Raw genomic sequence first — 25,280 nt, 5'->3', positions numbered from 1 at the left:
TATCAATTGAGCATAAAGCAATCGCCTTAATTCACTTTCGCCGCCTCAGCTTCAATTTCGACTTTCCATCGCTCATCAAATAACCCACTAACAAACAATAATGTCGTTGGGAGACCACCAACATCGAAAGGCAAGCGTTGCTTTGCAGCTTGATACTCAGGCATATCATTTCGGTCAACTAAGTACAGCCTTACACTGATTAAATCTTCGATATCCATTTGGTTTGCCTGAAGCACGCCTCTCAAATTTTTCCAAGCTAATACAATTTGTTCTTCCGCACTCTCAGCAACCATACCTTGGCTATCAATCCCTAGTTGTCCGGCTATATGTAACCGCGTCGAGCCAGCAGGAATCAACGCACACTGGTGATAATTAGCGGCCGGAGCGGGTACTGAAGAAGGGCTCCATATCTTATTCATCATTACGCCTTAGAGGTCGTGACGATTTTTGACATGACGGTGATAATTGGCATATCCGTAAGCATCGCGCCTAAACGGTCAAAATCGCCAATATCTTTGCGCCAAGCAATGTATTCATTGAAGTGGGCGGTACTTTCCCATTCTTCGCATAGAACCAAGGCGTTTTCAGACAGATCTTTTTGGTAAAGTTCCGCAGAAAGGTTACCGTTGAAAGTTCGAGTATCTGGCAATATTTCGTTAAAAAACTCAACGATCTCTGCCGTTTTATCTTCAGTATGACTCAAGGTGAATTGCACTAAAATAGTCATTATTCTCTCCGTTTTCTTATTTTGTTAAGGTACGAGGAGAAGCTTACTTGTTTGTGAAAATAGATAAATACAGTAGGATTTCAAATATCGTTCGATTTTATGAGACAATAACAACAATGAAAAACGAATTACATCGTATGCAAGTATTCGCCCAAATCGTAGAGTCTGGCTCTATAACCAAAGCGGCTGATAAGCTAGAACTATCAAAATCTGTCGTTAGTCACCATTTACAAGGGCTTGAGCAATACCTTGATGTAAAACTACTCACTCGTACAACACGTCGACAATCTCTAACTGATGCTGGTCAGCGCTTGTATCAACGATGTTTGGAAATGCGAAAATTAATGACACTTGCTGAAGAAGAAGCACGCGAGTCCTGTTCTGATTTTGCAGGCACCATCACCATCACCTCGCCACACACATTGATGACAAATCTTATTGGACCGGCGATGTGTGAGTTCATGAAAGCCCATCCCCGTATCGAACCTCAATTATTAGCCAGCGATATGCGCCTCAATCTCATCGATAAATACATAGATCTATCGGTCACAGTAGGCGACCTACCAGATTCAACATCTCGAGCAATAAAGCTTGGTGACCTTCAACAGGTACTGTGCTGCCACCCAGACTATCTTGCGAACACACAATTACAGTTACCCGTCACCTCAAATGATCTTTCCGAATATGATTATATTGCCAATCAATGGGAGGGTATTAATAGTCAAAGAAGTTTTGAAGTGAGCAAAGGGAAAGTGAACACCTATCAATTCAAAGCCAGCCGTACCGGGGATAGTGTTCCTACCATAAAAATGATGGCTTTATCTGGATTAGGCATTGCTTGCTTACCAAAACAAGCTATTGAAGAAGAACTGCTCAAAGGTACATTAGTGAGCCTTTTGCCGGAAGGGCAGATACTTAAAGCCCCTTTCTATATCGTGCATAACTATGGCTTGCAAATGCCAGCCAGGATTCGAGCTTTTATTGACGACCTAAAACGACACGCTGAATCTTATTCATAAGTGACTCACACAATCAAACGAAGAGAATTAAATATTAGAAGGCCCATTTTCTAATATTTAATTTGACCCCACAAAGAATAATGACTTTGTAAAATATAAACATTGAAGAAATAATTTACTTTTAATTGTAATATTGGAGATTTTATTTCTAAAAAAAGCAAAATCAGAGACAAAAAGACAAAAAATTTCTCCGACTACTTATCTATACTGTGCCACGTCATTAAGGCGCCACAAGCCTATGATTTAAAATAATTATTAATGAGTAGTCACCATGAATTCGAAGTCTCTAACTATCTTGCTTTTTGTCTCTGTTTGCTTAATTTGGGGAACCACTTGGTTCGCTATGGAAGTGGCATTGCATTCTATCCCACCTATTTTTGCCACTGCACTGCGCTTTTTCCTTGCAGCACCTCTGCTAGTCGTTTTAGCAAAAGTCTTTAATCAACCACTCCTGTTCCCAAAAGGTAAGCGTCAGTGGTTACTTATTGTGGCACTGATGTACTTCGCGATTCCGTTTACTTTGATGATCTACGGCGAGCAATACATCTCTTCTGGTTTAGCGTCGATCATCTTCGCGAACATGCCGGTCGCTGTGATGCTGATGTCGGGTTTATTCTTAGGCCTGCGCTTAGCGAAGCACCAAATATTCGGTTTGATCACGGCTGTTGTGAGCCTATGTTTAATCCTTGGCAACGAAATGCAGATGGGTGGCGATGATTACCTAATGGGTACCATTTGCCTAGGACTTGCTGTCGCCATTCACGCTGTTATGTATGTGTTGGTTCAGAAACACTGCAAGGGCATTGAAGTGCTGACTTACAACGCATTACCGAGCTTTATTGCTTCTCTATTCTTGTTCGCTGTCTCGGCTATCGGTGAAAACGTCAATGTTGAATCGTTCACTTGGGATTCGATTTCAGCCGTGATTTACCTAGGCTTGGTAGCGAGTGTTGGGGGCATTGTTGCTTACTTCAAGCTAGGACAGGTTTCGTCACCTTTCCAAGCTTCTATCTGCTTCCTGATTTTCCCTGTAGTTGCTCTACTGATCTCTTGCTACGTCAATGGTGAAGTTCTGTCTGAACAATCATTGTTTATGATGATTCCCCTGCTTTGCGGCATCTTGCTCACCAAGGCGCCAAAGGGAATTTTCAAGCTTCGCTCTACGCTAAAAACGGCAAGCAACAACTAAGCTCCATGTTAATTCACCCTAGAAGCTCGCAATGAGCTTCTAGGGTTTTATTGAGTTACTCGAATCGAAGCTCCTACCTCCCCTCCGCATACACTCCAACTGGTCTCACCGCAATCACTGTGTAACGACTCATAATTAATAGTTAATAGTTAATAACACTCCAAACGAATGACTTAAAAGTTACTATCAACTACATTAGAAACAACTAGAATCGTCGACCATTGTCTTAGCCTACACAACATCAGTATTCAGAAAAGGAACGTCATGAGAGCACCCATTAAACACGTTCGACTCATCAAAGGTCAGCCTTGCCGTGCCACTGAGCTGTCTAAAAACGATGACGACGCGTTTCTTGAACCACACAGGCATGAATATTGGGAGTTGGTATGGTGCGTGGATAACCTAGGCAGTCAGAGTATTGATTTCATTGACTATGACAACAAGATCGGGCGTATTTTTACCATCGCTCCAGGTCAGGTGCACCGCTCAGAACTGGTGGGAGAAAATGCTCGTTTACTGGTATTTACCCCAGGTTTTGTCAAAACCAATCATCGCAACACACAATTAGTCGACACTGTTTTTGCCATGCATCAAAGTCGCCCTCCCTATTTGGATTGCAGTGAGGAAGGCAACCGCTACCTGCTGCCTATTTTCACCATGATCAAAGAAGAATGTGAGCGAGTGGATAGCGACTGGGATTTGGTAGAATCACTCATGAATAGCTTTTTGCGCTACATATTACGCTTTGCCACCCAATCCTCATTGAAAGGTGAAGTGCGCGACAGCCGAGTAAACAAGGTTGCTGATTTGATTGAGCAACATTACGCCACGCACAAACATTGCGAGTTTTATGCGCAAGCGCTGTCGATCACTAACAAACGCATCAACGAAATCGTCAAAGCAGAACGAGGTAAAACGGTCACGCAACTAATCCACGACCGAACCATCTTGGAAGCGAACCGAGAATTGATCTTTTCGACCAAGACAATTAAAACCATCGCTTTTGAACTCGGCTTCGAAGACCCTGCCTATTTCAGTCGTTTTTATCGCGGCCAAATGAACGAGTCACCCGCAGAGTTTCGAACTCGATGTGCAGATAGTGCAACATAATACGCAGATAATCCCTTTTTAGAATCCAATTAAGTTCGGATAATGCTCCCTCTTTATTTCATCCAATTTGTTGGGAGCTTTCTGGAATGGGCATTAATCTCAAAACCGATCCGATCTCAAAATCCTTTTATCAATACCTTTGGCCCGCACTAACGGGCATGGTGATCAAGTCTCTTTTTATCATGGGAGATGCTTGGTTCGTCGGACGCGGTGTTGGCCCTGATGGGCTTGGTGCTATCGCTTTGACCATCCCTGCTTTTTCAATATTCACCGCCATTGCCATGATGGTGGGCATTGGTGGCGCAGCACTTATGTCTATCGAAGTCGGCAAAGGAAATACAACGTCGGGTCAAACCCTCTTTAGCCAATCAATGCTCAGTACCGCTGTGCTTAGCACCATTTCAGTCAGCATTGCTCTGTATTTTCTAGACGACATGATTGCGTTAATGGGCGCTTCTGGTTACATGGCTGAACTGACTCACGATTACCTGTCTGTGATGCTGCCGTTCTTTGTGTTGTACTCGTTAGCTTGGGTCATGTCATGCTTTGTACGAAACGATACCAACCCAAAACTGGCAACTTATGCGATGTCGATAGGTGCTGTGGTTAACCTAGTTTTGGACTACTTCTTCGTCTTAGAATTTGGCTGGGGCATGAAAGGCGCGGCCTACGGTACAGCAATTGCTCAAGGTGTTATCGCTTGTATTTTATTAAGCCATTTCGTGCGTAAACAAGGCACCTTGGAACTGAGCTTAAAAGGGATTGGTTTTAATAAATTACCCAGTATTCTCAAAATAGGAACCCCTACGTTCTTCATTGAAGTCACAGCGGCAATGACCATTTTATTGTTCAACTATGTCTTACTGCATCAATTTGGTGAGAACCATATTATCGCCTACGGCTTAACAGCAAACATTGGGGTTTTTGCTCTGTTTGTAATGGTCGGCATAGCTCAAGCATGTCAGCCAATCATCAGCTTTAATCATGGTGCCAACAAACCAAACCGAATCGAAGCGATTTTTCGCTTAGGTTTAAAAAGTGCAATTGGTAGCGGCTTGGTGTTTATGGTTCTGGTGTACCTGTTTGCTCCACAAATCGCAGCCCTCTATTTGGGTGACTCAAGCGATTTGATTGCACTGTCATCAACCGCATTGACGTTCTTCTTCTTTGCTGTGCCGCTGATGGGCATAAACTTAGTGATCGCCAATCTGTTTCAGGCAACGGCCAAACCTAAGCAAGCAACACTGATATCTCTAGGACGAGGTTTTGTGTTCGTCGCATTGGGTATCATGATTTTGCCAAAGCTATTCCCAGAACAAGGTATTTGGGCAAGTATCCTGTTTGCTGAAACCTTAACAGCCATATTCAGCTTAAGCATGTTACGCAGCTATAAGAAGCGTTTTTCAAGCGCCTTGGCAGAGCCAATGGCATAAGAAGCAATCCGTTTAGAGCGTAACGCTTCTTTGACCATCCGTAGCAGGTTTACTCATGAGTAGAGCTTCCTTATCATTATTCCATCATCAAACTCTTGTTTCATTAGAACCAACAAATGAGCCGATCAAAAATTTACACCATGGAAAATGAAGACTTTAATAGTCAAATAAAAATGAACGGTAAAACCCTCAAAACAATCTTCCATGAGGGCTTTACTTATTTTATACATCCCAACGTTCATTTTAGAAACCCAAGACAAATAATCACTTCGCTAAGGGGGATTCAATGATATTTTGTATATATTCATCCATAACACATCAACAACTGAACATTAATTTAGACATTAAATAATCAATACACAGAAAGGCTTATTAGATTTCATACTTAATATGACACATATTTAAATATAAATATTCTGATAAAGTGCTTAAAAAATTATTATTATCATTTTAGAAAACCCCACATACAAACTCTGTTCACTCCATTTTCCTAAGTTACGTGTATTAAAGATAGTGTCGCTGATTGTCTCGTAGGTTGACGAATTAGAAAATTAAGGTCTTTGTAAAGTGCTAGATATCACGTTTATTGAAGAGTAATGTTGATAATTTAAATTTAGATTTAAAGAGAATTAGTAATTATTCTATGGCTCAACTAATCAATAGACAGAGTTTAAGGTACTCACCAGCACTTCGGATTAATTTTCTACCTATGGAGGGTCACAATGACCAAAAAGTACATTTTTCTTATATTCACCGCATTAAACTTATCTGCATGTGGAAGTGATTCATCTCCATCATCAGACACTCACCAAGACAACTCTTCTCTGACCGTATCCCAGTCAATTCAAGCTAAAAGCATACTTTTAGAATGGAATGAAATTGAAGGAATTAAACATTATAAGTTGATACGTTATAGACCCTCGGCTCATGGCTTAATTAGCGAAGTAATTGAACCATCAATCACTGGTACTTCATATAAGCTAAAGATCGACCTCGTCGATTTTGATGCCGCAGCTTCTGATTATGAACTGCTAGCTTGCAAAAATAATGATTATTGTCTTGTTCAATCTCCACAATTTCAATTAAAAAATCTAGAACAAACTGTCATTCGGGTTAAAACGAACCTTAAGCATTCCGATTCGAGCAACGTTCGCTTTGGCGATGCACTAACCTGGAAAAATGATCATTTAATCGTCAATTCAGGTGAAGAATCAAATCATATAGTTGGTATTTATACTGCGCAGGAAAATGGCAATTATAATTATGATGAAGAAATAGCGAATAGAACGAGCTATAACACTGAAGCACGAAAATCAACGAATAGCTTAGTGGCCATAGGTAACACTTTCGAAGACATGATGCTTGCAACATCGACGTATTCTGCTTCGGACGAAAACAAAGCGCTCGTTATTTTTGGCAAAACAAATAGTCACTATAATAATGGATACCTAGAACATTGGTTCGAAAATTATAGCGATTCAAGTGGTTCTATTACTGATTCTTATAGCCAAGCTTTAGCTAGCTCAGGTGATAATGGTGGTATCATCGTCATGGGGCACAAAAATAAAAATATGGCAGGAGAAGTCTCACTCTTCCTCAATAAAGATCTCAACTTTCCATCGGCTCCTGAATCGGGCATTAAAACAGTATGTCACCCTAGTGAACTAAAACTAAAGCGTCCAGATGATCTAGCTATCGATGCAAAATTCGGGGCTAGTGTCGCTATTGCAAAAGACAACGTTATAGTCGTTGGTTCTCCTATGGATTCATTACGAAAAGATACAGGTAGCGAAGTCAAGCACGGTGGTACTGTCTATGTATACCGTCTTAACCCCTATCCAAACCATTACACCGATATATGGTGTTTAGAAACCGTATTGAAAATGCCCATCCCAATTGAAAACAGTGGTTTCGGGTCATCAGTCACTATAAATAAAGACGCAAACCTTATTCTCGTTGGAGCTCCTGGGGTTGATAAAGTCTTTAGTTATAAATACGACTCACAGAAAGGTTTTTGGTCAAACGTCGATTCAATAGATCCAGTAAAGGCATTTAAAGGTCAAATTTTTGGTTCTGATATCGCGCTTAGTGACAACGGTTATCTAGCGGTATCCGCCCCACAGGCCCCATGGCGAGGGTTTGGTTTTCATCACAGCCCTGATACCTTAGAAATTGGTGGTGATACAGACGGTGCGGTTTATGTTTACCACTTAACTAACTATGGTGATCGAGACTACGCATGGGAAGGCGTTTTTACTGGTGATAGTGTCAGTGGTGTAAACGAGGAGTTCGGGAAGTCAATGATGTTTAAACCCGGCGCTGATGCGCTTGCTATTGGAGCACCTGGACATCCTTCGGATCCTCTTCTCGATTGGAGTGATAATTCCTGGAAAGATGCTGGAGCCGTGTACATTTTCTAAATTAGTAGAGTAACTGTACATCAGCTGAAAGGGTATGGGGAACCAAATTACAGCCCGCACTTGAGAAAAGTAATTAATGGGATCAATAACGTAGATATTCACATCTAGGATTTTATTATTTCATTCTCTAGTGGCAATCACCTAATGAGCATGACTTTAATGTAAACATTGAAATTCATATCGAATCAGTCTTGAATTTAACCCTATGAGTAGGACAATAATATTTAACTTTGTATTATATTGTTATTTATTGATTAGTTTACATTAGGGAATTACTTCACTGATAATAAACTCGATGACTTTACTTATACCCATATCAATTGTTGATGGCATCAACCACTCTATAACTAATCAGAGCCAATGTAAGTTATTATAAAATTTTATTTAAAATAATATTAGTCACTAAAAAGTAGGAACATTGAAATGAGATCAGGTTATGAAAGTGAACTATCACTTGTTTTTGGTGGTGAAGATATAAAGATAGATCGTATATTATTTCTGATGGAAAGAACTCACCAGTATGAGAGAAGCCTATATTGGATGAAAATGAAATTTCTGATCTTCGGGATGATAATTCCCACAGTACTATCAATAGCTGCACTCTTTTTCTCGGTTATTAAATAAACAGTTTACGTGTATTAACTTAGTCGCAAGGTCGAGCCTACGCTCGACCTATCACATTATATTCAATTATAAATCATCGTGATTCGAACCCAACATACGAGACTTGTCCATTAGGCTGCTATACACATTCCTTTAAACATGAGCGCTTAAAGCGTAAACGCTTATTTTATCTCGCGTTGATGAGATATAAAACACCTTACCCTACTGTTCGTAAATCCGAGTATTCAAACTCATACGTTTAGAGCGTGACGCTTCTTGATAGCACATACAAAAAACTCCAATATCACTATTGGAGCTTTTTATTTATCTCACCAGATTGAAATGCACATTAGCGCCAGCTAAACATCCGAACTTCATTGCCCTCTTCAGGCTTCTTAGGGATGTTTAAAGACAGCGCTAGAGAAACCACTGCCATTGCTGCACCAATGTAAAAAACTGTCGCAGGGGAAGACAACCAAATCACACCAAACGCGACTGGAATAACAACCGCTGCAATATGGTTGATGGTGAAAGAGACACCAGCGGTTGAAGCCATATCAGCAGGATCTGCAATTTTCTGGAAGTAGGTTTTGATCGCCAATGCCAACGCAAAGAACAGATGATCGACCACATACAGCGCGGCTGCCCACTCCGCAGTTTGTACTAAAGCATACCCAACGAACACGCCAATCAAACCAACATACTCGAAGATCAGCGCTTTGCGCTCACCGACTACACCAATAAATCGACCAATACGTTTGGCAAACAAGAAATTAAACAGATAGTTGATTAAGAACAGTAGCGTTATATCAGCAGCCGAGTAACCGAATTTCTCTACCATCAAGAAGCCAGCAAACACCGTGAAGATTTGTCTTCTTGCGCCACTCATAAACGTGAGTGCGTAGTAGAGCCAGTAACGCTTTCTCAGCACCAATTTCTTATTTTGTTGAGTCTTGGTTTGAAACTCAGGGAAGCCAAAGGTCATCACTAAAACCAGAATAAAACCAATGCCTCCAGTAATGCCGTACACCCAAGCGAAATCCAGCTTAAGCTGTTCCAACATCACCCAGATAGATCCGTACGTTATCAATGACGCGAGCGCGCCCACAGAGATCATTTTACCCAGCATCTCTGGTGCTTCTTCTTTATTCAGCCACTGCAAAGATAAAGATTGCTTGAGCGTTTCAAAATAGTGAAAGCCCGTCGACATCAAAATCGTAGTCAGCAACAAGCCTGTGAGTGTAGGAAATAAACCGGTAATCGCCGTGCCTACGGTCAGCATCGCCAGCGATATCAACATAAAGCGTTGCTCACGGATGAATGCCAAAACAAACACCACGGTAAACGCTAAGAAACCAGGAATCTCACGAACGCTTTGCAACAAGCCAATATCAGCACCATCAAAGTTCGCTTTCTCAATCACGAAGTTATTCAACAGAGCCATCCAGCTCGAAAACGCGATAGGGACAACGATCGAAATCAGTAATAAAAAGTTTTGCGGCGTTTTCCAGCTCGCGGTTCTATCGAACATTGACGGACTCCTGTTCGTCTAATTGAGTGAGCACTCGTAAGGTCAATTGCTCAGTATACGGGTTGATCTTCCAGTGCTTTGGGCTCCAACCTTTTACGAAACGTTGAAAATCAGCCCACGCCACGTAAAACATAGGTCGCCATGCGTCTTCGATTTCATCAAACGAAAGCTGTGGCTGATAATATGCCACTGCCTCTTCCAAGTATCGGAAGTATGTCTCTAACATATGTGACTCAAGTTCAGAGCAATCTTGCGGCCTCACCGCACTGCTCATAAACAGAGCCACGTCTTTCATCGCACAACCATGACCCACATATTGAAAATCGACCGCAGCAGCGTTTTGGCTTTCTGAATCAAAACAGAAGTTAGCGAGCTTGGCGTCACCATGCACCAAAGTTGGATACGGACACTCTCTGAGTAAACGGTCGATGTGTTGCGCTTGATTCTTCAATGGTAAATCAACCAAGGCATTGAACTCATCAGGACGTGTGTCTAAATGCCAGTAAGTACCTATTTGCCATAATGATGCAGACTGCTCTTGGTCGATATGGATATGCTTTGCATGAAAATTAGCAAGCCACTGTAAGCAGGCATCGCGTTGTTTTTGCTCTTCTAGAGAGTAACCAAACGCCAGTTCAGGTTGAGTATCTTTGGTTGCCAGATCGTCAGAAGCAGCAAGCACATCAAACTGAGAGATCAACGGAAAACCGATCTCGGCCAAGTCTTGCATCACAATCAGCCACTCGTTTTCTTGTAACTCACATTGCAACCCTACAGGCACAGGGCAACGCTCATCCCACTGTTGAGTGAACGACTGATACCATGCCGTTTCAACTTGGTACGAGTGCACCTTTCGCTGGTGAGAGAGTTTGGTATTCCAACCCTTTGGGTGTTCTGCTTTATCTGGTAACGCGACATGTTTAACAATCACACTTTTCAGTTCAGCATGGCCTTCTTGAGAAAAGACCAAGCGAACTAACTCGCCATATCCACCCCACAGGCGTTGAATCACTTGGACATCAAACCCTTCATGACAACCCAACGAGGTCGCTATTTTTTGATAAAGCTCATTTTGATAAAACTCTTGTTGATAAAGCTCAGGCTGATTTTGACTTGAACTCGCTTCAGGTTGAGCCCGATTATTTGACGATATTGATTGAGACATATTACTCGTTGCTATGCTTTATCAGATAGAAGATGTGACCACTGTGGCTGCCTATTCATGTAGTGAACGACATAGCTACAAACTGGCACAATTTTAAAGCCTGCTTGTTCAATTTCAGGCAAGACCGACTCCATCATCACCTTGCCAAAGCCCTTGCCTTGTAATTCATCAGGGATTCGTGTCGAAGTGATACGTAGTACATCTCCGTCCTTTTGATACTTAACGACCGCGAACTGGTTGGGTTCTAGCTCAACTGTGATCTGGTTCACTTCTTGATCCCATTTTACTGCCTGCATTCTCAACTCCTGCAAATAATTGATACGACAAACAATAAAAGTTTGAAGTATGAGTTCCTTGTAATAGACTAACGCAAGTGCATATAAATAAAACTAAGTACTTACAAACAAAGTAGTTAATTCAGTGCCATCGGCTTAATATAAAAACAGCAATGATAAAAGGCACTCTATAAATCTATGTGAGTACGCCTACTCAATCTAGCACGTAATAACCCCTTGTTAGCAAGTTACCAATATAACTAACAGACGCATGTTGGCGCATGGAGAATATATAATGAACGCACCACTGAAGAAGCCTTTGGAGCATAATCAGGCACTTCAAGATCCTCGTAACCGCACCGTTTCTACGATAAACAGCACCGATGCACTGGCCATGATTGAGCACGGCAGTGAGCTGACATTAAATGTCTCGACTCCAGTTGGCACGAAGTTTCTCGCCACCACCAAGTTTATCGGTACACACAGTGATAACTGTATTGTGGTTGAGGTTCCCGAGGTATCCAATGAAGATCTGAATTTTTTCTTTCAAGAAGGTTTTTGGATGACCGCTCGAGCCTACTCTCTGCGAGGTGAAGGCGCACTTATTCACTTTAGAAGCCAAATTCACCATAAGATTGGTGAACCCTTCCCTATTCTTGTGCTTTCGACACCAAGCACGATGCAAGTCACTCAGCTGCGTAAAGAAACACGCTATGAAGTGAACTTGGCTTCAAGAATTATCTTCAACGACCAACGAGCAAACTGTGAGATAAGAGACTTATCGAAAAGTGGTTGTCGTTTTGTGACCTCACCGACCTCTCGTGCAATTCAGATTGCCGATCGAGTGTCTATCGAGATTACGCCGGAGAACTACAATGGCCCTCTTATTCCTCCATTGAGAGGCATCATCTGTAATCTGCAAAAATCGACGCACTACGCTCGATACGGTGTGGAATTTGATGATATTGGCCGAGCTAACGCTAAACACTTGTTGGCAAAATTAAAGTTCGATGGCACCAAGCTCTGCTTACGAAACGGCTAAGATCATTTAACACACTGCGCTCATCTAATTCGTGAATTGACCAAATACAAACCACTCACTCGCGAGCAAAGTCGCAACCAATAAAAAAGGTTCATCGCGGCTTTCCGGGGAAAGCCGCTTTTATCTTCAAGAAGAAGTAGTCTGTATCTCGATACCCATACCCCATTCGCTTGATTAACTTTATCTTGTTGTTTATCCCTTCCAGTGTGCAGGTGTTCAACGGATAACTTGCCGATGCGATAATGCCGTGAAGATAAGGACTCAGTTTTCGTGCGAACTCTTTCAATGGCTTAATTCCACTCTCTTGCACTTGTTCCCACCACGTGTCCCAGAGCCCCTTCGCGTGCCCTTCGGATTCACAATACCAAAGCTCTTTGAGTTGGGCTCCGAGTATATAAGTGGTCATTAAGTCCTTATTGATATTCAATATTTCAGTAAGATAGCTATCTTGACGTGTATTTAAGTTGCCTCTATTTTTCAGCAGTACCCACCGTGAGCGCTTCACCCATTGCCTCGCTTTTTTATCTTGCTTGAGTTTGTTGGCTTGGTCGACTCTGACTCTATCCATCACCTCGCGACCGAACTTAGCAACAACATGGAATAAGTCGTAAACGATTTTTGCGTTCGGGCAGTGCGCTTGAACTTCAAGGTCAAAAGCCGTATTCATGTCCATCGCTACTGCTTCGATATTTACCCCATTCTCGCCTAGCTGCTCGAAGAACGGCCGTATGTCCTTGCGGCTGCGGCCTAATCCAACCCAAATGACTTGATGAGTCTTCGCATCAGCGATGACGGTGGCATATCGATGCCCTTTAAAGATGGCGAACTCATCCATCACGAGCTGCTTTAGCTCACCCCATTTCACTGGCGGCACCACTTGTCGAAGTCGGCGTTTATCTATTTCTTTAATGGTGTGCCAATGAACGCCCGTAATTTGGGATATATGCTTAATGGGAAGCAGGGGTAGCAGTTGTTCTATATAGCTTTTTAGGCGCTTTGTTATACGAGCATAAGGCTCTAACCAAGAGAGAGATTCTGTTTTTATGCCGCAGTCACGACACTTAATCCTTCGAGTTTGAACGGAAAGTTCAACAGGCACACCGAGCAACATGGCATCCTTTACGTGACGCCATTGATACTCATGGATAGCCTCGGCCTCAAGACCACAAAGGCATTTAGCCTCAGAGCTAGGTTTAAGAGTCAGGGTAATAAGTGATGCTGTCTGGAGAGACTTTACTATTTGAAAGCCTTCCCAGAATGAAGATAGGAAAGTATGATTCGGCATAGAAACGGTAGTTTGTGTATGATTTTTGTTTGGCGACTAAACCATATCACTTACTACCGTTTTTGTTTTTAGTTCCCGCTAATCCGCGATGAACCATAAAAAAGCCATCGACTCTAGAATCGATGGCTTTTGCGTTTTGGCTGTTTTTATCTGTTTATCTGTTTATCTGTTTATCTGTTTATCTGTTTATCTGTTTATCTAGGCATAAACTAGCTAACTATCTAGTCTAGCTATACAGCTATTTACGCAGTGCGTTCAGTTTAGCTTGAGCGATACCAAAGATAGTATCAATTGGATAGCTACCCTCATCACTTGCCTCACCTGCGGCTTTGCCTGTGAACAGTTCAATCGCCTCTGTTACATGGTCAATCGCCCAGATATTGAACTCGCCTTTTTCAACTGCTTTCACGATGTCACCGCGCAGCATTAAGTTATGAACATTCGATCGTGGGATTATCACCCCTTGTTCGTTTGAACGCCCTTTGATTTCACACACATCAAAGAAACCTTCAATTTTCTCGTTCACACCACCAATAGGCTGAGACTCACCGAATTGGTTCATTGAGCCGGTAATCGCAATATCTTGGCGGTTTGGCTGCTTAGAAAACGCAGACACCACCGCACAAAACTCGGCCATACTCGCACTGTCACCATCGACGCCACCATACGATTGTTCGAAGGTGATGTTAGTGGTGAGCGGAACTTTGGCTGTCTTACCAAACACTGAAGAAAGATAAGCAGACAAGATCATCACCCCTTTCGAGTGAATACTGCCACCTAGGTCTACGTTTCTTTCAATATCAATCACTTCACCATCACCGTAAGCTGTGGTAGCCGTGATTCGGTTCGGCGCTCCAAACATATGATCGGTTGTGCTGAGTACAGAAAGCGCATTGACCTGTCCGACAGCCTGACCATCAACATGGATTAGCGTTGTTCCGTTAGTGAAGGTTTCCATCACACTGTCTTGCAGTCGTCCAACACGCATCTGTTGGTTAGATAACGCTTGGTCGACGTGCGTTGCACGAATCAGGTTCGATTTTGAGCCTCTCGCTACGTAGTTTGACTCACGAAGCAGATTCGCAATGTGTGCCGAGTGCAGCGACAACTTACCTTGGTCACCCGCCTGACGAGAACTGTGCTCAATGATGCGAGCAATCGCTTTACGATCACAATGCAGCATGTTGTTGTCATGTACGATGCTCGAAATGAAGCGTGCATAATGCATTTCAGAATCCGCAGTACGCTTCATCTCATCTTCAAAATCGGCTGTGACACGGAACAGTTCACCGAACTCCGCATCGTAATGTTGCAGCAGTTGATAAGTGCGGTAATCACCAAACAAAATGATCTTAACATCTAATGGGATGGGTTCTGGATCAAGCGATACCGCGCCCGTTAACGTGACCTCTTTTTCTAATGAAGTGAAGCTCAATTGACGCGAACGTAGCGCGCGCTTCAGGCCTTCCCAAACATAAGGCTGTTCGAGCACTTTAACCGCATCCATCAACAACACACCGCCATTGGCTCTATGTAAACTACCAGCGCGAATCAATGAGAAGTCCGTAAATACAGTACCTTTAAAAGTTGCCGTCTCGACATAGCCAAACAGAGAGTGATAATTCGGATTCTCTTCAACCACGATCGGCAGCGTCTCCTCCTTCTGGCTCACAATCACGTTAACCTTGTAGCGACGCGGCATTTTCTTATCCAAAGAGGCGGTCGCAACTTCTGCTTGCTCTGTGCTCTCTTCCAAGAAAATATCTGCGTTATCGACAATGTCTTTACGCAGTGCCGTCAGGTACTTTTTGATATCTGGATATTGGCTGTAGTCTTGCTTCAACTGCTTGATGAAGTGCGTTATCACATCTCGCGCCGTATCATCATTAAGCTTTTGAATTTTCTCTGTATACGTCTCTTCAAGCTCGGTCAGTTCGCGAGAAATAGTTCGTAGACCCACTTCCAATCCATCAATGGTTTTATCGAACTGGTCTTGCTCTTCCGGCGAAAGCAGATCGAAGCTCTCTTCGGTATGAAGATCATCCCCATTCATTGCGACAAACTGGTAATCACCCTGAGTGGTAATCGTCAGGTTGATGCCCTTATCTTTCGCTTCTTGGCTAATTGTTTCGAGCGCAGCTTGTTGCTTCGTGGCCAATTGGTTTTTAAGTCTATCTGCACGGCTAAAGTACATCTCATTGTCGAATGCGAGCGGCATGGCTTTAAGCAATTTACGCATCAGCTTTTCAATGTCTTGCTTTAAGCTGCTGCCCACGCCACGTGGCAACTTGAGTACCTTCGGTGTGCGAATATCTTCAAAGTTCGCGATATAACACCAATCAAAGAGCTCTTGGACCTCTTGAGTGTGTCGGTTTAGATAGCGCAAAATCATGGTGCGCTTACCAAGACCATTTCGCCCTATCGCATAAATGTTGTAACCCTTTTCCTTGATTGACATCGCGAACTCAACGGCCTTTTGTGCACGTTCTTGCCCGACGATTTCGTCAATTGGAGCCAGTTCTTTGGTCGACTTACATGGTAGCTTATCGAGTTCCGCTACCTTATACAGCTGTTCTGTATTGAGTCTTTGCATCGCCATCGCCGCCTCCTTAGTCCTTCATTACTTGGGTGTAGATAAAATCAGTGTAGATGTAATTTCCTATAAATTTAGTGACTTACGCAACATCGCTGTTCAACTGAGCAAATAACGCACAATTTGAGCCATTTTTAAGAATAACCGGCCACTTTATTTACCAACTTAACATGTGAATGATTTTAATTTGCATTTGATAATAAATATCATTAACATTTTAAGATATTATAAATTGAGGATGTGGATATGGAAATTGAACGATGCTGGATGCACTACCTAAAAGCTGAACAGTTAATGGAACAAGGTCACTGGCCAGAAGCACAGCGCCTGTATGGTGATGTTCTAACGTCTCTTCCTCACCACATCCAAGATGCTGCATACCAAAGCGACATCAAGCCCTGCCAATTTGCCTGTCTACTTGCAGGGCTTAGAGACGCAAGTGTCGCTCAATCAGAGATTTTCAACCGTTTAGGCCATCATCAGCAAGCCTTCGACACCTTGAATCAGTCTTACGCACTGATGCAATTTATCTCTCTCGAAAGCACAGAACTGATCCAGCGCACCTATTCACTGCTGGAAAAACAGAGTGAAGATCTACTCAATCATTTGATCGCTTTTTGCAGTGCTCAACGCAGTTCGTATTGGATGCTCGAACTAGAACAAATTCAACGTGCTCATCACCATTTTGGGCAACTTAAAACCACGTCAGAAGTGAAATCTTCACCTAATGTCTTAAATTGATAAGGATATATCATGTCGGACCGGGCCATTCTTAAAGTCAATAACCTCTCCGTTAGCTTCACAACCAATGATGGAATCATTGATGCGGTAAAAAAGGTTAACTTTACCCTTAATTCTAGCGAAACCTTGGCCATTGTTGGTGAATCAGGTTCAGGTAAATCAGTCTCTTCTAACGCACTCATGCGTTTGCTCCCTGATAACGCCATCATTGATGCTCAATCTGAAATAGAATTTGAGGGGCAATCAATACTTGGCAAGACTGAACGAGAAATGCAGTCGATTCGTGGCGACAGAATCGGCATGATCTTTCAGGAACCGATGACATCTCTCAACCCATACCTTCGCGTGGGCACACAAGTGGCTGAAGCCATTATGTGTCACCGTAAGGTATCAAAGTCAAAGGCCAAACAGCGCGTACTTGAGCTGTTTGAACTGGTTCACCTACCAATGCCAGAGCAAGCCTACACTAAGTATCCTCACGAGTTTTCTGGTGGTCAGCTGCAACGCATCATGATCGCAATGGCCTTGATTAATGAGCCCGATATTTTGATTGCCGACGAACCCACCACCGCATTAGATGTAACGGTTCAGGCTGAAGTGCTCTCTTTGATCAAAGAGATTCAAAGCAAGATGGGCATGGCGATTTTGTTTATCACCCATGACCTTGGCGTAGTAAAACATTTTGCCGACCGTGTTCTGGTGATGTGCAAAGGTGAGCTAGTTGAAGAAGGGATGACTCAAGCCTTATTCGAGAATCCAAGACACGATTACACACGCATGCTGATTAACTCGATTCCTAAAGGCGCTAAGGTTCCTGTTGAGGCGTCAGCCCCAGAGCTATTGTCTGCTGACGATATCCGAGTTCAGTTCTTGGTTAAATCACATTTCATCAAGAGTAAAAGTCAGTACTTCGAAGCCGTAAAAGGCATTTCGTTGAATCTTAAACAAGGCGAAACGCTAGGCATTGTGGGGGAATCAGGGTCAGGTAAATCGACCCTTGGACGTGCATTAATTGGCTTGCTGCCAAGTACCGGACGTATTGTTTACAAAGGCCAAGACGTTAGCTTATTAAATGATAAAGAGCGTCACAAGCTCAAGAAAGATGTCCAAATGGTGTTCCAAGATCCTTATGGTTCTTTATCACCACGCATGACAGTTGGGGAAATCATCACCGAAGGCTTAACGGTGCATCAACCTCATCTATCCAAGCAAGAACGTTTAGAAAGAGCGCGCAAAGCATTGATTGAAGTTCGCTTAGAGCCGAATTCAATAAACCGTTATCCGCATGAGTTCTCAGGCGGGCAAAGACAACGTATCGCGATTGCTCGCGCACTGATTCTAGAGCCTTCTTTCATTTTGCTGGATGAACCGACTTCGGCACTCGATCGCTCAGTACAACTGACCGTGATTGACCTGCTCAAAGACATTCAAGCCAAGCACAATATCGGCTTTCTGTTCATCAGCCACGACCTCTCGGTAGTGAAAGCACTGTCGGATCGTGTATTAGTGATGCAGAAGGGTGAAGTGATGGAAGAAGGGTCTGCAGAAGAGATTTTCAATGCACCGAAAAATGACTACACCAAGAAGTTAATCGCAGCGTCATTCGACTTAGAAAATAAATCGAAAAAAAATGCGGCGTAACGGGAACTAATCAATATTAACAGCGTCTTATATGTACATTCTGAATAATCTCCTAATGGATTGAAATCTAGAATGGATATAGCAAAACTGGTTTGGCCGCCAAAAGAGAAATGTCGCATGGATGCGACATTTTTCGTTTCTGAAGGGAAATAATTCTTCTCGAAGTGTCACTCCCTGGCATCAAATCACTTCATGGCATACTAACGATACAATGACTTGGTCGACTCTCTCACAATCAAATCAATCGGTGGCAAGCGAGCTTCATGCCTCTCGCCAGATAACAAGTTCAAAATCGACTGAGCACACACCTCACCAATCTCTTCAATCGGCTGTCTCAGCGTCGTCAGGGCTGGCGTGAAATACTTAGACGTAGGCAAGTCATCAAAGCCAATCACAGACACATCTTCTGGCACTTTATAACCGTGGTCAGACAGCGCCTTAATCGCCCCGTAAGCCGTTTGATCATTGGCTGCGAATAGAGCGGAAAAATGAACCTTCGACTCTATTAATTCAACGGTTTTCTCGTAGCCTGACTCACTACTGAAATCACCCTGTTTAACGAGTTTTGGCATCACTTTTATGCCCGCCTCTTGAAGTGCTTTCTTATAGCCTTCAAAGCGATTCCCCGAATCAGGTTGACTTGAAAGCCCCTTAATATGAGCAATATTCACATGCCCTTGTTGCAGTAAATGTAAGGTTGCCATGTAGCCGCCCAACACGTTATCAATGTTGATGGAGCGGACGTTATTCTCAACAAAATCGTAGCCAACCATCACGATAGGAATGTCTTGTGCATACTTGGCAATCTCTTCCTGAGTAATGCTTCCTGTCACGATGATCATGCCATCCACGTTACTTTTTGCAAGATACTCCAACGCGTGCATTTCCAACTTTTTCTGCCAATGCCCTGTCGCGATCACTAACGAATAGCCTTGAGCGATCAGTGTTTTCTCCATGTCATTGAGAATACGACTGGTATAAGGGCTGTCAGGGTGTTGCACCAACACACCAATGGTGAGTGAACGTCGGTTGGTGTTTTCTTGCATTTGAAAATTAGGTTTGTAGCCAGTGTCTTTAATCGCTTGCTCAATACTTTGGCTTTTATCGTCAGACACATAAGTGGTTCGATTAAGGAAGCGAGACACGGTGCTGGGAGAAACGCCAGCCAGTCTTGCTACATCGTATACTGTTGTTTTTTTTGTTTTAGTGCGCATCTCGATACCCTAATCAAGTGACATTCGGGGAGCTTGAAGCTCCCCGTCAATTTCAACCTGCATACCACTGCTTTCGTTGAAAATCGTGTCATTAAGTTAATACATGTAGGCGAAGATCATCCCCGGTCTGAAGTAACGGCCAGCCGTGTATTTCAAGCCAGTACTCAATAGCCATTTGTGTAAGCCTGCCAGCTTTTCTAACGGAATTTCGCCGCCTATCATTTTAACAAAATTGTCAGTATCTTTCGTTAATGTTGGGTTGATGCGACCGTCAGACAGCACACACTTTTGACATTTAAGTACACTTAGCCAGCTTTTCGCATCATTTTGCGACACTTTAAATACTTCTATAAGATCTTTCTCATTGACAGACACAGAGCAATTGAATCCTTCTGGCGCTGCAAATGGAATTTTCGAATAGTCATAGAGCGCGGTATACACAGTATCCATCAATGTTTCTGCTTGTTGCGATTTCCCCGCTAAGTTCAACGCCGTTGCCACGCTAAACTGAACACCAATCCACACATCTTGTGCCTGAAATGCTTCATGTGGTGAACCGTCGGCTAACGTCATATTCGCAACACCCAACTTAGGACTATTAATTTCAAAGTTGTGCTTATAAACATAGTCCAATGCGCGTTGGATGTTCTGTTGTGGGAAAATACCTTCCAAGCCGATGAGCTTTAGGTAACTGTCGGCCAACAAGGCATCACCAAAACTGTTGTCAGAATCTGGCACTAAATCTAAGTATTCTTGTGTAAAAGCTTGAGGCGCAGTCTCACTCAGCAAGCGTTTCTTCGAGACTCTTTGAGATACCTTACTAATGTTGATGGAGGTATCCGTTTCATTTAAATAGGCATTTAGCGTGTTCTTGTCAGCAATCGCATCACCCGTCAAAGTCAGGCCCAAGGTTTCCAGAGCTTGATAGCCCGCACCGGTTAGATGCTTGGCTTGAACTGGCGTCACGAAGAAGTGGTAGTAACCCTCTTTGTCATCCCACAAGCTTTGCTCAACCGTGGCTAACGCCTTTTTAGAACGCGTTAAGTAACCACTAGCTAGCTCGCTTTCACCCATCAATTGTGCAAGTTCGCTTGCCGCTTGCAAGCCTGCAACCCAAAGGCTCGCACAGTAAATTGAGATGCCATGAGAAGCTAGGTTATCAAAGGTATCGTCTGTTCCACGGGTTAGTGGTAAATCGTCACCTTCAGCGATCAAATTCGATAAGAAATCGATGCTTTCAGTTACGGCTTGCCAGCACTCTTTAACCACAGAGAGATCTTGGGTGTTTTGGTAATGGCGGTACACCATCAGAATGTATTTCGGCGCTAAGTCCTTCCACTCTTTCACGTTGTGCCAGCTGTAAGCATCGGGCTGGATGTCAAACGGACTACCCAAGTCGTGGATTACCGCACCTCGAATTGCACGCACGCCTTGGTACTTGTCATCAATCAATTCGGCATTGGGCGTCGCTTCGTATTCCCAATAGCGGCGCTCGGTAAAGTCTTCCGCCAAAATGGCCTTAGAAAACTCTTTCATCACGCAGCCATCAAGCTCAGGCAACAAATAAAGCAATGAGAATGAACCGTAGAAGTACACATCCAGAGAGTTAAAGAATGGGTAGTCGACACACTCTTTCACCAAGAACTTATCTTCTTTATCCCATACCGTTGATTCGGCCAGAAAAGACAATGAATTCATCGCCATCGTCGCATAGCGAAGTGCTGAATCAGGCTGCGAGATCTTGCTTTGAGCTTGCTCTAGGAAAGTGGTTTGTTGTGCGACGATCTGTTGCTCAATCGCTTCTAGTTCAGGTAATACGTCTTCTAACATCGGCAGAGCTGGTTGCGTTTGCGGGTAAAATTGCGTGTAAGCCTTGTCTGAATGCCAGCCATTAAGCATGACTTTGCTGTGCGCCATCACCTGTGCAAAACGCAGATCAACAGACTCACCCGCTTCCAATTCAACCTGAACCACCACCAATGCGCTCAGTGCTTCACGTCCTGTATAGATACCGGTTTGGAACTCAGTGTTGGTACGGCCTGTTTTGAGTGCGAATTCTGTTTGCTGAGCTGTCTTAGAGGTATAAAGCGTTGGCTTGACAGAAATCGAGACCTTACCAGATTCAGTCAAATGGTTATCCGCTTGAACACCAAATACCACTTCGCCTTCAATGTCACTTTGATAAGGCGACTGGCTAGAGAGCTGAACACCCGTAAAACTGTGACTTTCACCTTTTAAGTTGACCACTTCATGCTGCTGGGCGATCGGGTTTTGAGACAAGGTACAAGCCGAATCCTGAATGCCATCGCGCCCTTTTTGGTAGGTTGAGCCAATCAAGTTTTGTAGCGGTTGAGCAAGCGTAATAACTCGAGTTTGCGCTGAATTATTGGTTAATTCGAAGTGATTCCAGTGCATCGGTAAAGAACAGAGGCGTTTGTTCTCTTTAACGATCGGAGAGACTACCTTACGCTTTATATTAATATCTTCGAAGCTGCTGTATTTATATTCAGCCAATGGATACAAAGCTTGATATTCTATATCTCTACCATTAACTCTATCTATATCACTGCCATTGATATTATCCATATCATTATTATCACTCGCAGTAAGTGATAATAATCTCGTTGTATCATTTATTAATAAACCATTAAAGAAATCTAAGGCTACATATAATTGACAAATAGTTGAACCTGAATCTTCGTCAATAAATAATTGAGTCTTATTTGAAAATTCAACCTTCCACTTTTTAAAGTTAGCTTTATTTTCTTGGTAGAAGCGACCATTTTTTAATGCTGCTCGAATCAGGTTATTCGCATTCGATATGTTTTTGCTTTCGATCTTCTTGCCATCGAACAAAGCAGGATAAAAGTTCAGGTGAACACTCAACTCTTCTTCGCTAAGAACTTGCAGCGTGTCGATGGTTGGCGCATTCATCACAGACGCATAAAAATCATTAAAACTAACAACTTGCTCTGAACAATCAACAAATATTCCCGGAATAAAGCTGAAATTTGGTGTGTTGCCATTTGGTGTGAGTGTAAATGTGCTACCAATTCCGCCGACTGCCATACCGGTATTTTCTGGTGTGGTAGAAATTGGCGTGTACCAAGGTTGAATAAATTCAACCGCATCCCCTTTTTTACACAAGTGTTCTGAATTTCCTGAGTAGCTCGTATATGGAATTTTATTATTCATTTTAAAACCGCCATTGAATATTTTTTTCTTCTTGTTAATATCTTTTAAAAATGGAGACATCAACATGTTTAAAATTATAAATGAAAAATTTGGAAATATTGACTCTGTCACATTAATAAACCACCAACATGGTATAGAACTTCAAATAATCAATGGATTTGGTGCTGTTATTGGCTTTGTTGCGTAATTAAATTTATAGATAGAGCTACCCCATTTCGTGTGTTTCTTAGTCAATACGACAAGTTTCAGGCATACCTAACCCAGTAAGCTTGTTCAACGCTTTTATCATCGCGTAAGTCTCACCCACCTGCGCATTGTAATGTCTTAAGCTCAATCGTCCTCCTAGTAACTGTTTAACTCGATACATCGCTGTTTCTGATAGTGAACGTCTGTGGTACCCATACCGCTCTTTCCAATACTTATTTGAGCCGTATAACTTCTGGCAACCCACGGCGAGGTTTCGAGGATGACCACGCTCCCAGAAGGCTGCCCCTTCTCTTGGGGGAATAAGCGCAATGGCTCCCTTACTCTTAATAGCAGCATGACACAATCTCGTGTCGTAAGCTCCATCACCAGACACCTCAAGGATACTTCGGCGTGTTTGTTTCAGTAAGTTCGGGAGGACTTCTCCATCTGTAACCGTCGATAAACTTAGCTCGGCTGCGATAATTTCATGAGTGCTTGTATCAACGGCAATATGCAGCTTTCGCCAAACTCTACGCTTGCCATCTGTCCCGTGTTTTTTGACTTTCCATTCACCTTCGCCATAAACCTTTAGGCCAGTTGCATCAATGGCCAGGTGCTGTATTGCTCCTCTCGCTTTAGTCTTAAATGAGACCTCAACTTGCTTTGCTCTACGACTGATGCAGGTGTAATGCGGACAACTTAATGGAACATGGGCAAGCCTAAATATTGAGTCGATAAACCCTTGCAGAGCTCTCAGTGGCATAGAAAAAACTCGTTTCACCATGAGCGCTGTCGTGATAGCTAAATCGCTGAACCGACGTGGCCTCCCGCGCTTACTCTGTTTGCTTTGCGCCCACCCGTTTATTGCCTCTTCATCAATCCAAAAGGTCAGAGAGCCACGGTTAATAAGTGATTGGTTGTATTGCTTCCAGTTGGTTGTTTTGTAACGAGGTTTAGGCATAGAGCTACGAGAAGGAGTGAACGTAGCTGATCAGATCGTAGGCTCTTGATTTAGTTCCATTGAATTACGCAACAAAGCCGCTGTTATTAATAAATATATCGTAAATAACAGTCCATTCTCTTTTATTTGTGGTTATCAGAATTATGATGAACTGATCAACCAACATCCGTTCTTTTCCCGCAGTGCTAAATTATTCCCTTTTCCAAACCGTTTAAACTTAGGTCGTTACAGTTTCGATAACCAAAACCATCAACTCCCAGCTAACTTTCCTTGGTCTGATCACGCCGTACACGGCCTGCTCTACAACCAACCTTTTTCAATCACCAACAGCGTAGCCACTGAAGAATCCGCCAGTGTGACGTTGCAGTATCAAACATCGTCTTTGCACCCTGCTTTCCCGTTTGCGTTCAACCTTGAAGTGACCTTCACTATCGATATCACAGGTAGACTCACTTCCTCAACGACCGTCTCTAATCTGGGTGATTCAGCCTTCCCATTCGGTGATGCTTGGCACCCTTATTTTTCACTCGGTACTGAGCTAGCACAATGTGGACTCGCTATGTCGCCTTGCTCTGAGGTCATACACGAAAACGACCTACCCAATGGTGAAAAGCACGCTTTTGACCGTTTGTCTTTGGACGATTCACTGACTAATCAAAGCTTAAATCATTGCTTTGAATTTGATTCCAAGACAACCAATCAACTTGCGTTTACGCGCTCAGATTCGTCTGCCGCTATTCGCTATCAACAAGATGCAAGCTACCCATTCGTTCAGCTTTACACGCCGACTAGCGAACAAAGTATTGCAATAGAACCAATGACTTGCCCAGCTGATGCATTCAATAACCAGATTGGCTTATTGACGCTTAGCCCGAACCAATCTCAGACCTTTACTTGGCAATGCCAAGCCACCTATCAACCAAAATAACTAAACCAAATCAAGGCAACTG

18 protein-coding genes and 2 pseudogenes are annotated in these 25,280 nt (G+C 43.0%); 10 read left to right on the top strand and 10 right to left on the bottom strand.

Annotated elements, in window-relative coordinates:
- Positions 1 to 26 precede the first annotated feature (26 nt).
- Positions 27 to 422, bottom strand: coding sequence for a RidA family protein (locus AC3CHU_RS19400; RefSeq protein ID WP_488526225.1), 396 nt, complete (start codon positions 420 to 422; stop codon positions 27 to 29).
- Positions 422 to 730, bottom strand: coding sequence for a putative quinol monooxygenase (locus AC3CHU_RS19395; RefSeq protein WP_135456930.1), 309 nt, complete (start codon positions 728 to 730; stop codon positions 422 to 424). The genes AC3CHU_RS19400 and AC3CHU_RS19395 overlap by 1 nt, the downstream gene beginning before the upstream one ends.
- Positions 731 to 843: 113 nt before the next feature.
- Here AC3CHU_RS19395 and AC3CHU_RS19390 point away from each other — a divergent pair, with 113 nt between their 5' ends.
- The 5 genes from AC3CHU_RS19390 (at position 844) to AC3CHU_RS19370 (ending at position 7,898) form a co-directional block, all read left to right on the top strand.
- The gene (locus AC3CHU_RS19390) at positions 844 to 1,746 is read left to right on the top strand and encodes a LysR substrate-binding domain-containing protein (RefSeq protein ID WP_372244757.1); all 903 of its coding nucleotides are present in this window, start codon (positions 844 to 846) and stop codon (positions 1,744 to 1,746) included.
- A gap of 271 nt (positions 1,747 to 2,017) precedes the next feature.
- Positions 2,018 to 2,935, top strand: a complete 918-nt coding sequence (locus tag AC3CHU_RS19385) for a DMT family transporter (RefSeq protein WP_054546175.1) — start codon at positions 2,018 to 2,020, stop codon at positions 2,933 to 2,935.
- A 264-nt stretch (positions 2,936 to 3,199) separates the two neighbouring features.
- Complete coding sequence (locus tag AC3CHU_RS19380) at positions 3,200 to 4,045, top strand: helix-turn-helix domain-containing protein (protein ID WP_171327541.1); 846 nt, start codon at positions 3,200 to 3,202, stop codon at positions 4,043 to 4,045.
- Between the two features lie 86 nt (positions 4,046 to 4,131).
- On the top strand, positions 4,132 to 5,478 hold the full coding sequence (locus tag AC3CHU_RS19375; protein ID WP_488526224.1) for an MATE family efflux transporter: 1,347 nt from the start codon (positions 4,132 to 4,134) through the stop codon (positions 5,476 to 5,478).
- A 722-nt stretch (positions 5,479 to 6,200) separates the two neighbouring features.
- On the top strand, positions 6,201 to 7,898 hold the full coding sequence (locus tag AC3CHU_RS19370) for a hypothetical protein (RefSeq protein ID WP_488526223.1): 1,698 nt from the start codon (positions 6,201 to 6,203) through the stop codon (positions 7,896 to 7,898).
- A gap of 952 nt (positions 7,899 to 8,850) precedes the next feature.
- Here the strand turns inward: AC3CHU_RS19370 and AC3CHU_RS19365 are convergent.
- The 3 genes from AC3CHU_RS19365 to AC3CHU_RS19355 are packed head-to-tail and all read right to left on the bottom strand — an operon-like array spanning position 8,851 to position 11,493.
- Positions 8,851 to 10,032: an MFS transporter gene (locus tag AC3CHU_RS19365; RefSeq protein ID WP_114634335.1), complete on the bottom strand. Its 1,182-nt coding sequence runs from the start codon at positions 10,030 to 10,032 to the stop codon at positions 8,851 to 8,853.
- Positions 10,022 to 11,197: an aminoglycoside phosphotransferase family protein gene (locus AC3CHU_RS19360; protein ID WP_488526222.1), complete on the bottom strand. Its 1,176-nt coding sequence runs from the start codon at positions 11,195 to 11,197 to the stop codon at positions 10,022 to 10,024. The genes AC3CHU_RS19365 and AC3CHU_RS19360 overlap by 11 nt, the downstream gene beginning before the upstream one ends.
- Positions 11,198 to 11,208: 11 nt before the next feature.
- Positions 11,209 to 11,493, bottom strand: a complete 285-nt coding sequence (locus AC3CHU_RS19355; protein WP_488526221.1) for a GNAT family N-acetyltransferase — start codon at positions 11,491 to 11,493, stop codon at positions 11,209 to 11,211.
- A gap of 274 nt (positions 11,494 to 11,767) precedes the next feature.
- Between AC3CHU_RS19355 and AC3CHU_RS19350 the strand changes: the two genes are divergently transcribed.
- On the top strand, positions 11,768 to 12,514 hold the full coding sequence (locus AC3CHU_RS19350) for a flagellar brake protein (RefSeq protein ID WP_004732802.1): 747 nt from the start codon (positions 11,768 to 11,770) through the stop codon (positions 12,512 to 12,514).
- 91 nt (positions 12,515 to 12,605) lie between these two features.
- On the opposite strand, the gene AC3CHU_RS19345 is transcribed toward AC3CHU_RS19350, so the two are convergent.
- Positions 12,606 to 13,799 carry an ISL3 family transposase gene (locus AC3CHU_RS19345; RefSeq protein WP_488524348.1) on the bottom strand — a complete coding sequence of 398 codons (1,194 nt, stop codon included), beginning with the start codon at positions 13,797 to 13,799 and terminating at the stop codon, positions 12,606 to 12,608.
- Positions 13,800 to 14,037: 238 nt separating this feature from the next.
- Complete coding sequence (locus AC3CHU_RS19340; RefSeq protein ID WP_017083022.1) at positions 14,038 to 16,398, bottom strand: Lon protease family protein; 2,361 nt, start codon at positions 16,396 to 16,398, stop codon at positions 14,038 to 14,040.
- 240 nt (positions 16,399 to 16,638) lie between these two features.
- Between AC3CHU_RS19340 and AC3CHU_RS19335 the strand changes: the two genes are divergently transcribed.
- Both AC3CHU_RS19335 and AC3CHU_RS19330 read left to right on the top strand, forming a co-directional pair.
- On the top strand, positions 16,639 to 17,133 hold the full coding sequence (locus AC3CHU_RS19335; protein ID WP_004732800.1) for a hypothetical protein: 495 nt from the start codon (positions 16,639 to 16,641) through the stop codon (positions 17,131 to 17,133).
- A gap of 12 nt (positions 17,134 to 17,145) precedes the next feature.
- Positions 17,146 to 18,774 (top strand): ABC transporter ATP-binding protein, encoded by a 1,629-nt coding sequence (locus AC3CHU_RS19330; RefSeq protein ID WP_488526220.1) that lies wholly within the window; start codon positions 17,146 to 17,148, stop codon positions 18,772 to 18,774.
- 200 nt (positions 18,775 to 18,974) lie between these two features.
- On the opposite strand, the gene AC3CHU_RS19325 is transcribed toward AC3CHU_RS19330, so the two are convergent.
- Entirely contained in the window at positions 18,975 to 19,988 is a 1,014-nt protein-coding gene (locus AC3CHU_RS19325; RefSeq protein WP_488526219.1) for a LacI family DNA-binding transcriptional regulator, read from the bottom strand.
- A gap of 96 nt (positions 19,989 to 20,084) precedes the next feature.
- Positions 20,085 to 23,183 carry a GH116 family glycosyl hydrolase gene (locus tag AC3CHU_RS19320; RefSeq protein ID WP_488526218.1) on the bottom strand — a complete coding sequence of 1,033 codons (3,099 nt, stop codon included), beginning with the start codon at positions 23,181 to 23,183 and terminating at the stop codon, positions 20,085 to 20,087.
- Positions 23,184 to 23,247: 64 nt separating this feature from the next.
- On the opposite strand from AC3CHU_RS19320, the pseudogene AC3CHU_RS19315 reads away from it, so the two are divergent.
- A pseudogene (locus AC3CHU_RS19315) lies at positions 23,248 to 23,355 on the top strand (aldose 1-epimerase); the annotation flags it as partial.
- A 54-nt stretch (positions 23,356 to 23,409) separates the two neighbouring features.
- Here the strand turns inward: AC3CHU_RS19315 and AC3CHU_RS19310 are convergent.
- A complete protein-coding gene (locus AC3CHU_RS19310) occupies positions 23,410 to 24,330 on the bottom strand; it encodes an IS5 family transposase (protein ID WP_488524388.1) in 921 nt (306 codons plus the stop codon).
- 79 nt (positions 24,331 to 24,409) lie between these two features.
- Here AC3CHU_RS19310 and AC3CHU_RS19305 point away from each other — a divergent pair.
- Positions 24,410 to 25,258: pseudogene (locus AC3CHU_RS19305) on the top strand (aldose 1-epimerase); the annotation flags it as partial.
- Positions 25,259 to 25,280: the final 22 nt, after the last annotated feature.

The organism is Vibrio sp. QJM3NY_39 (assembly GCF_057785895.1).
This window is presented reverse-complemented; position numbering and strand designations above follow the sequence as displayed.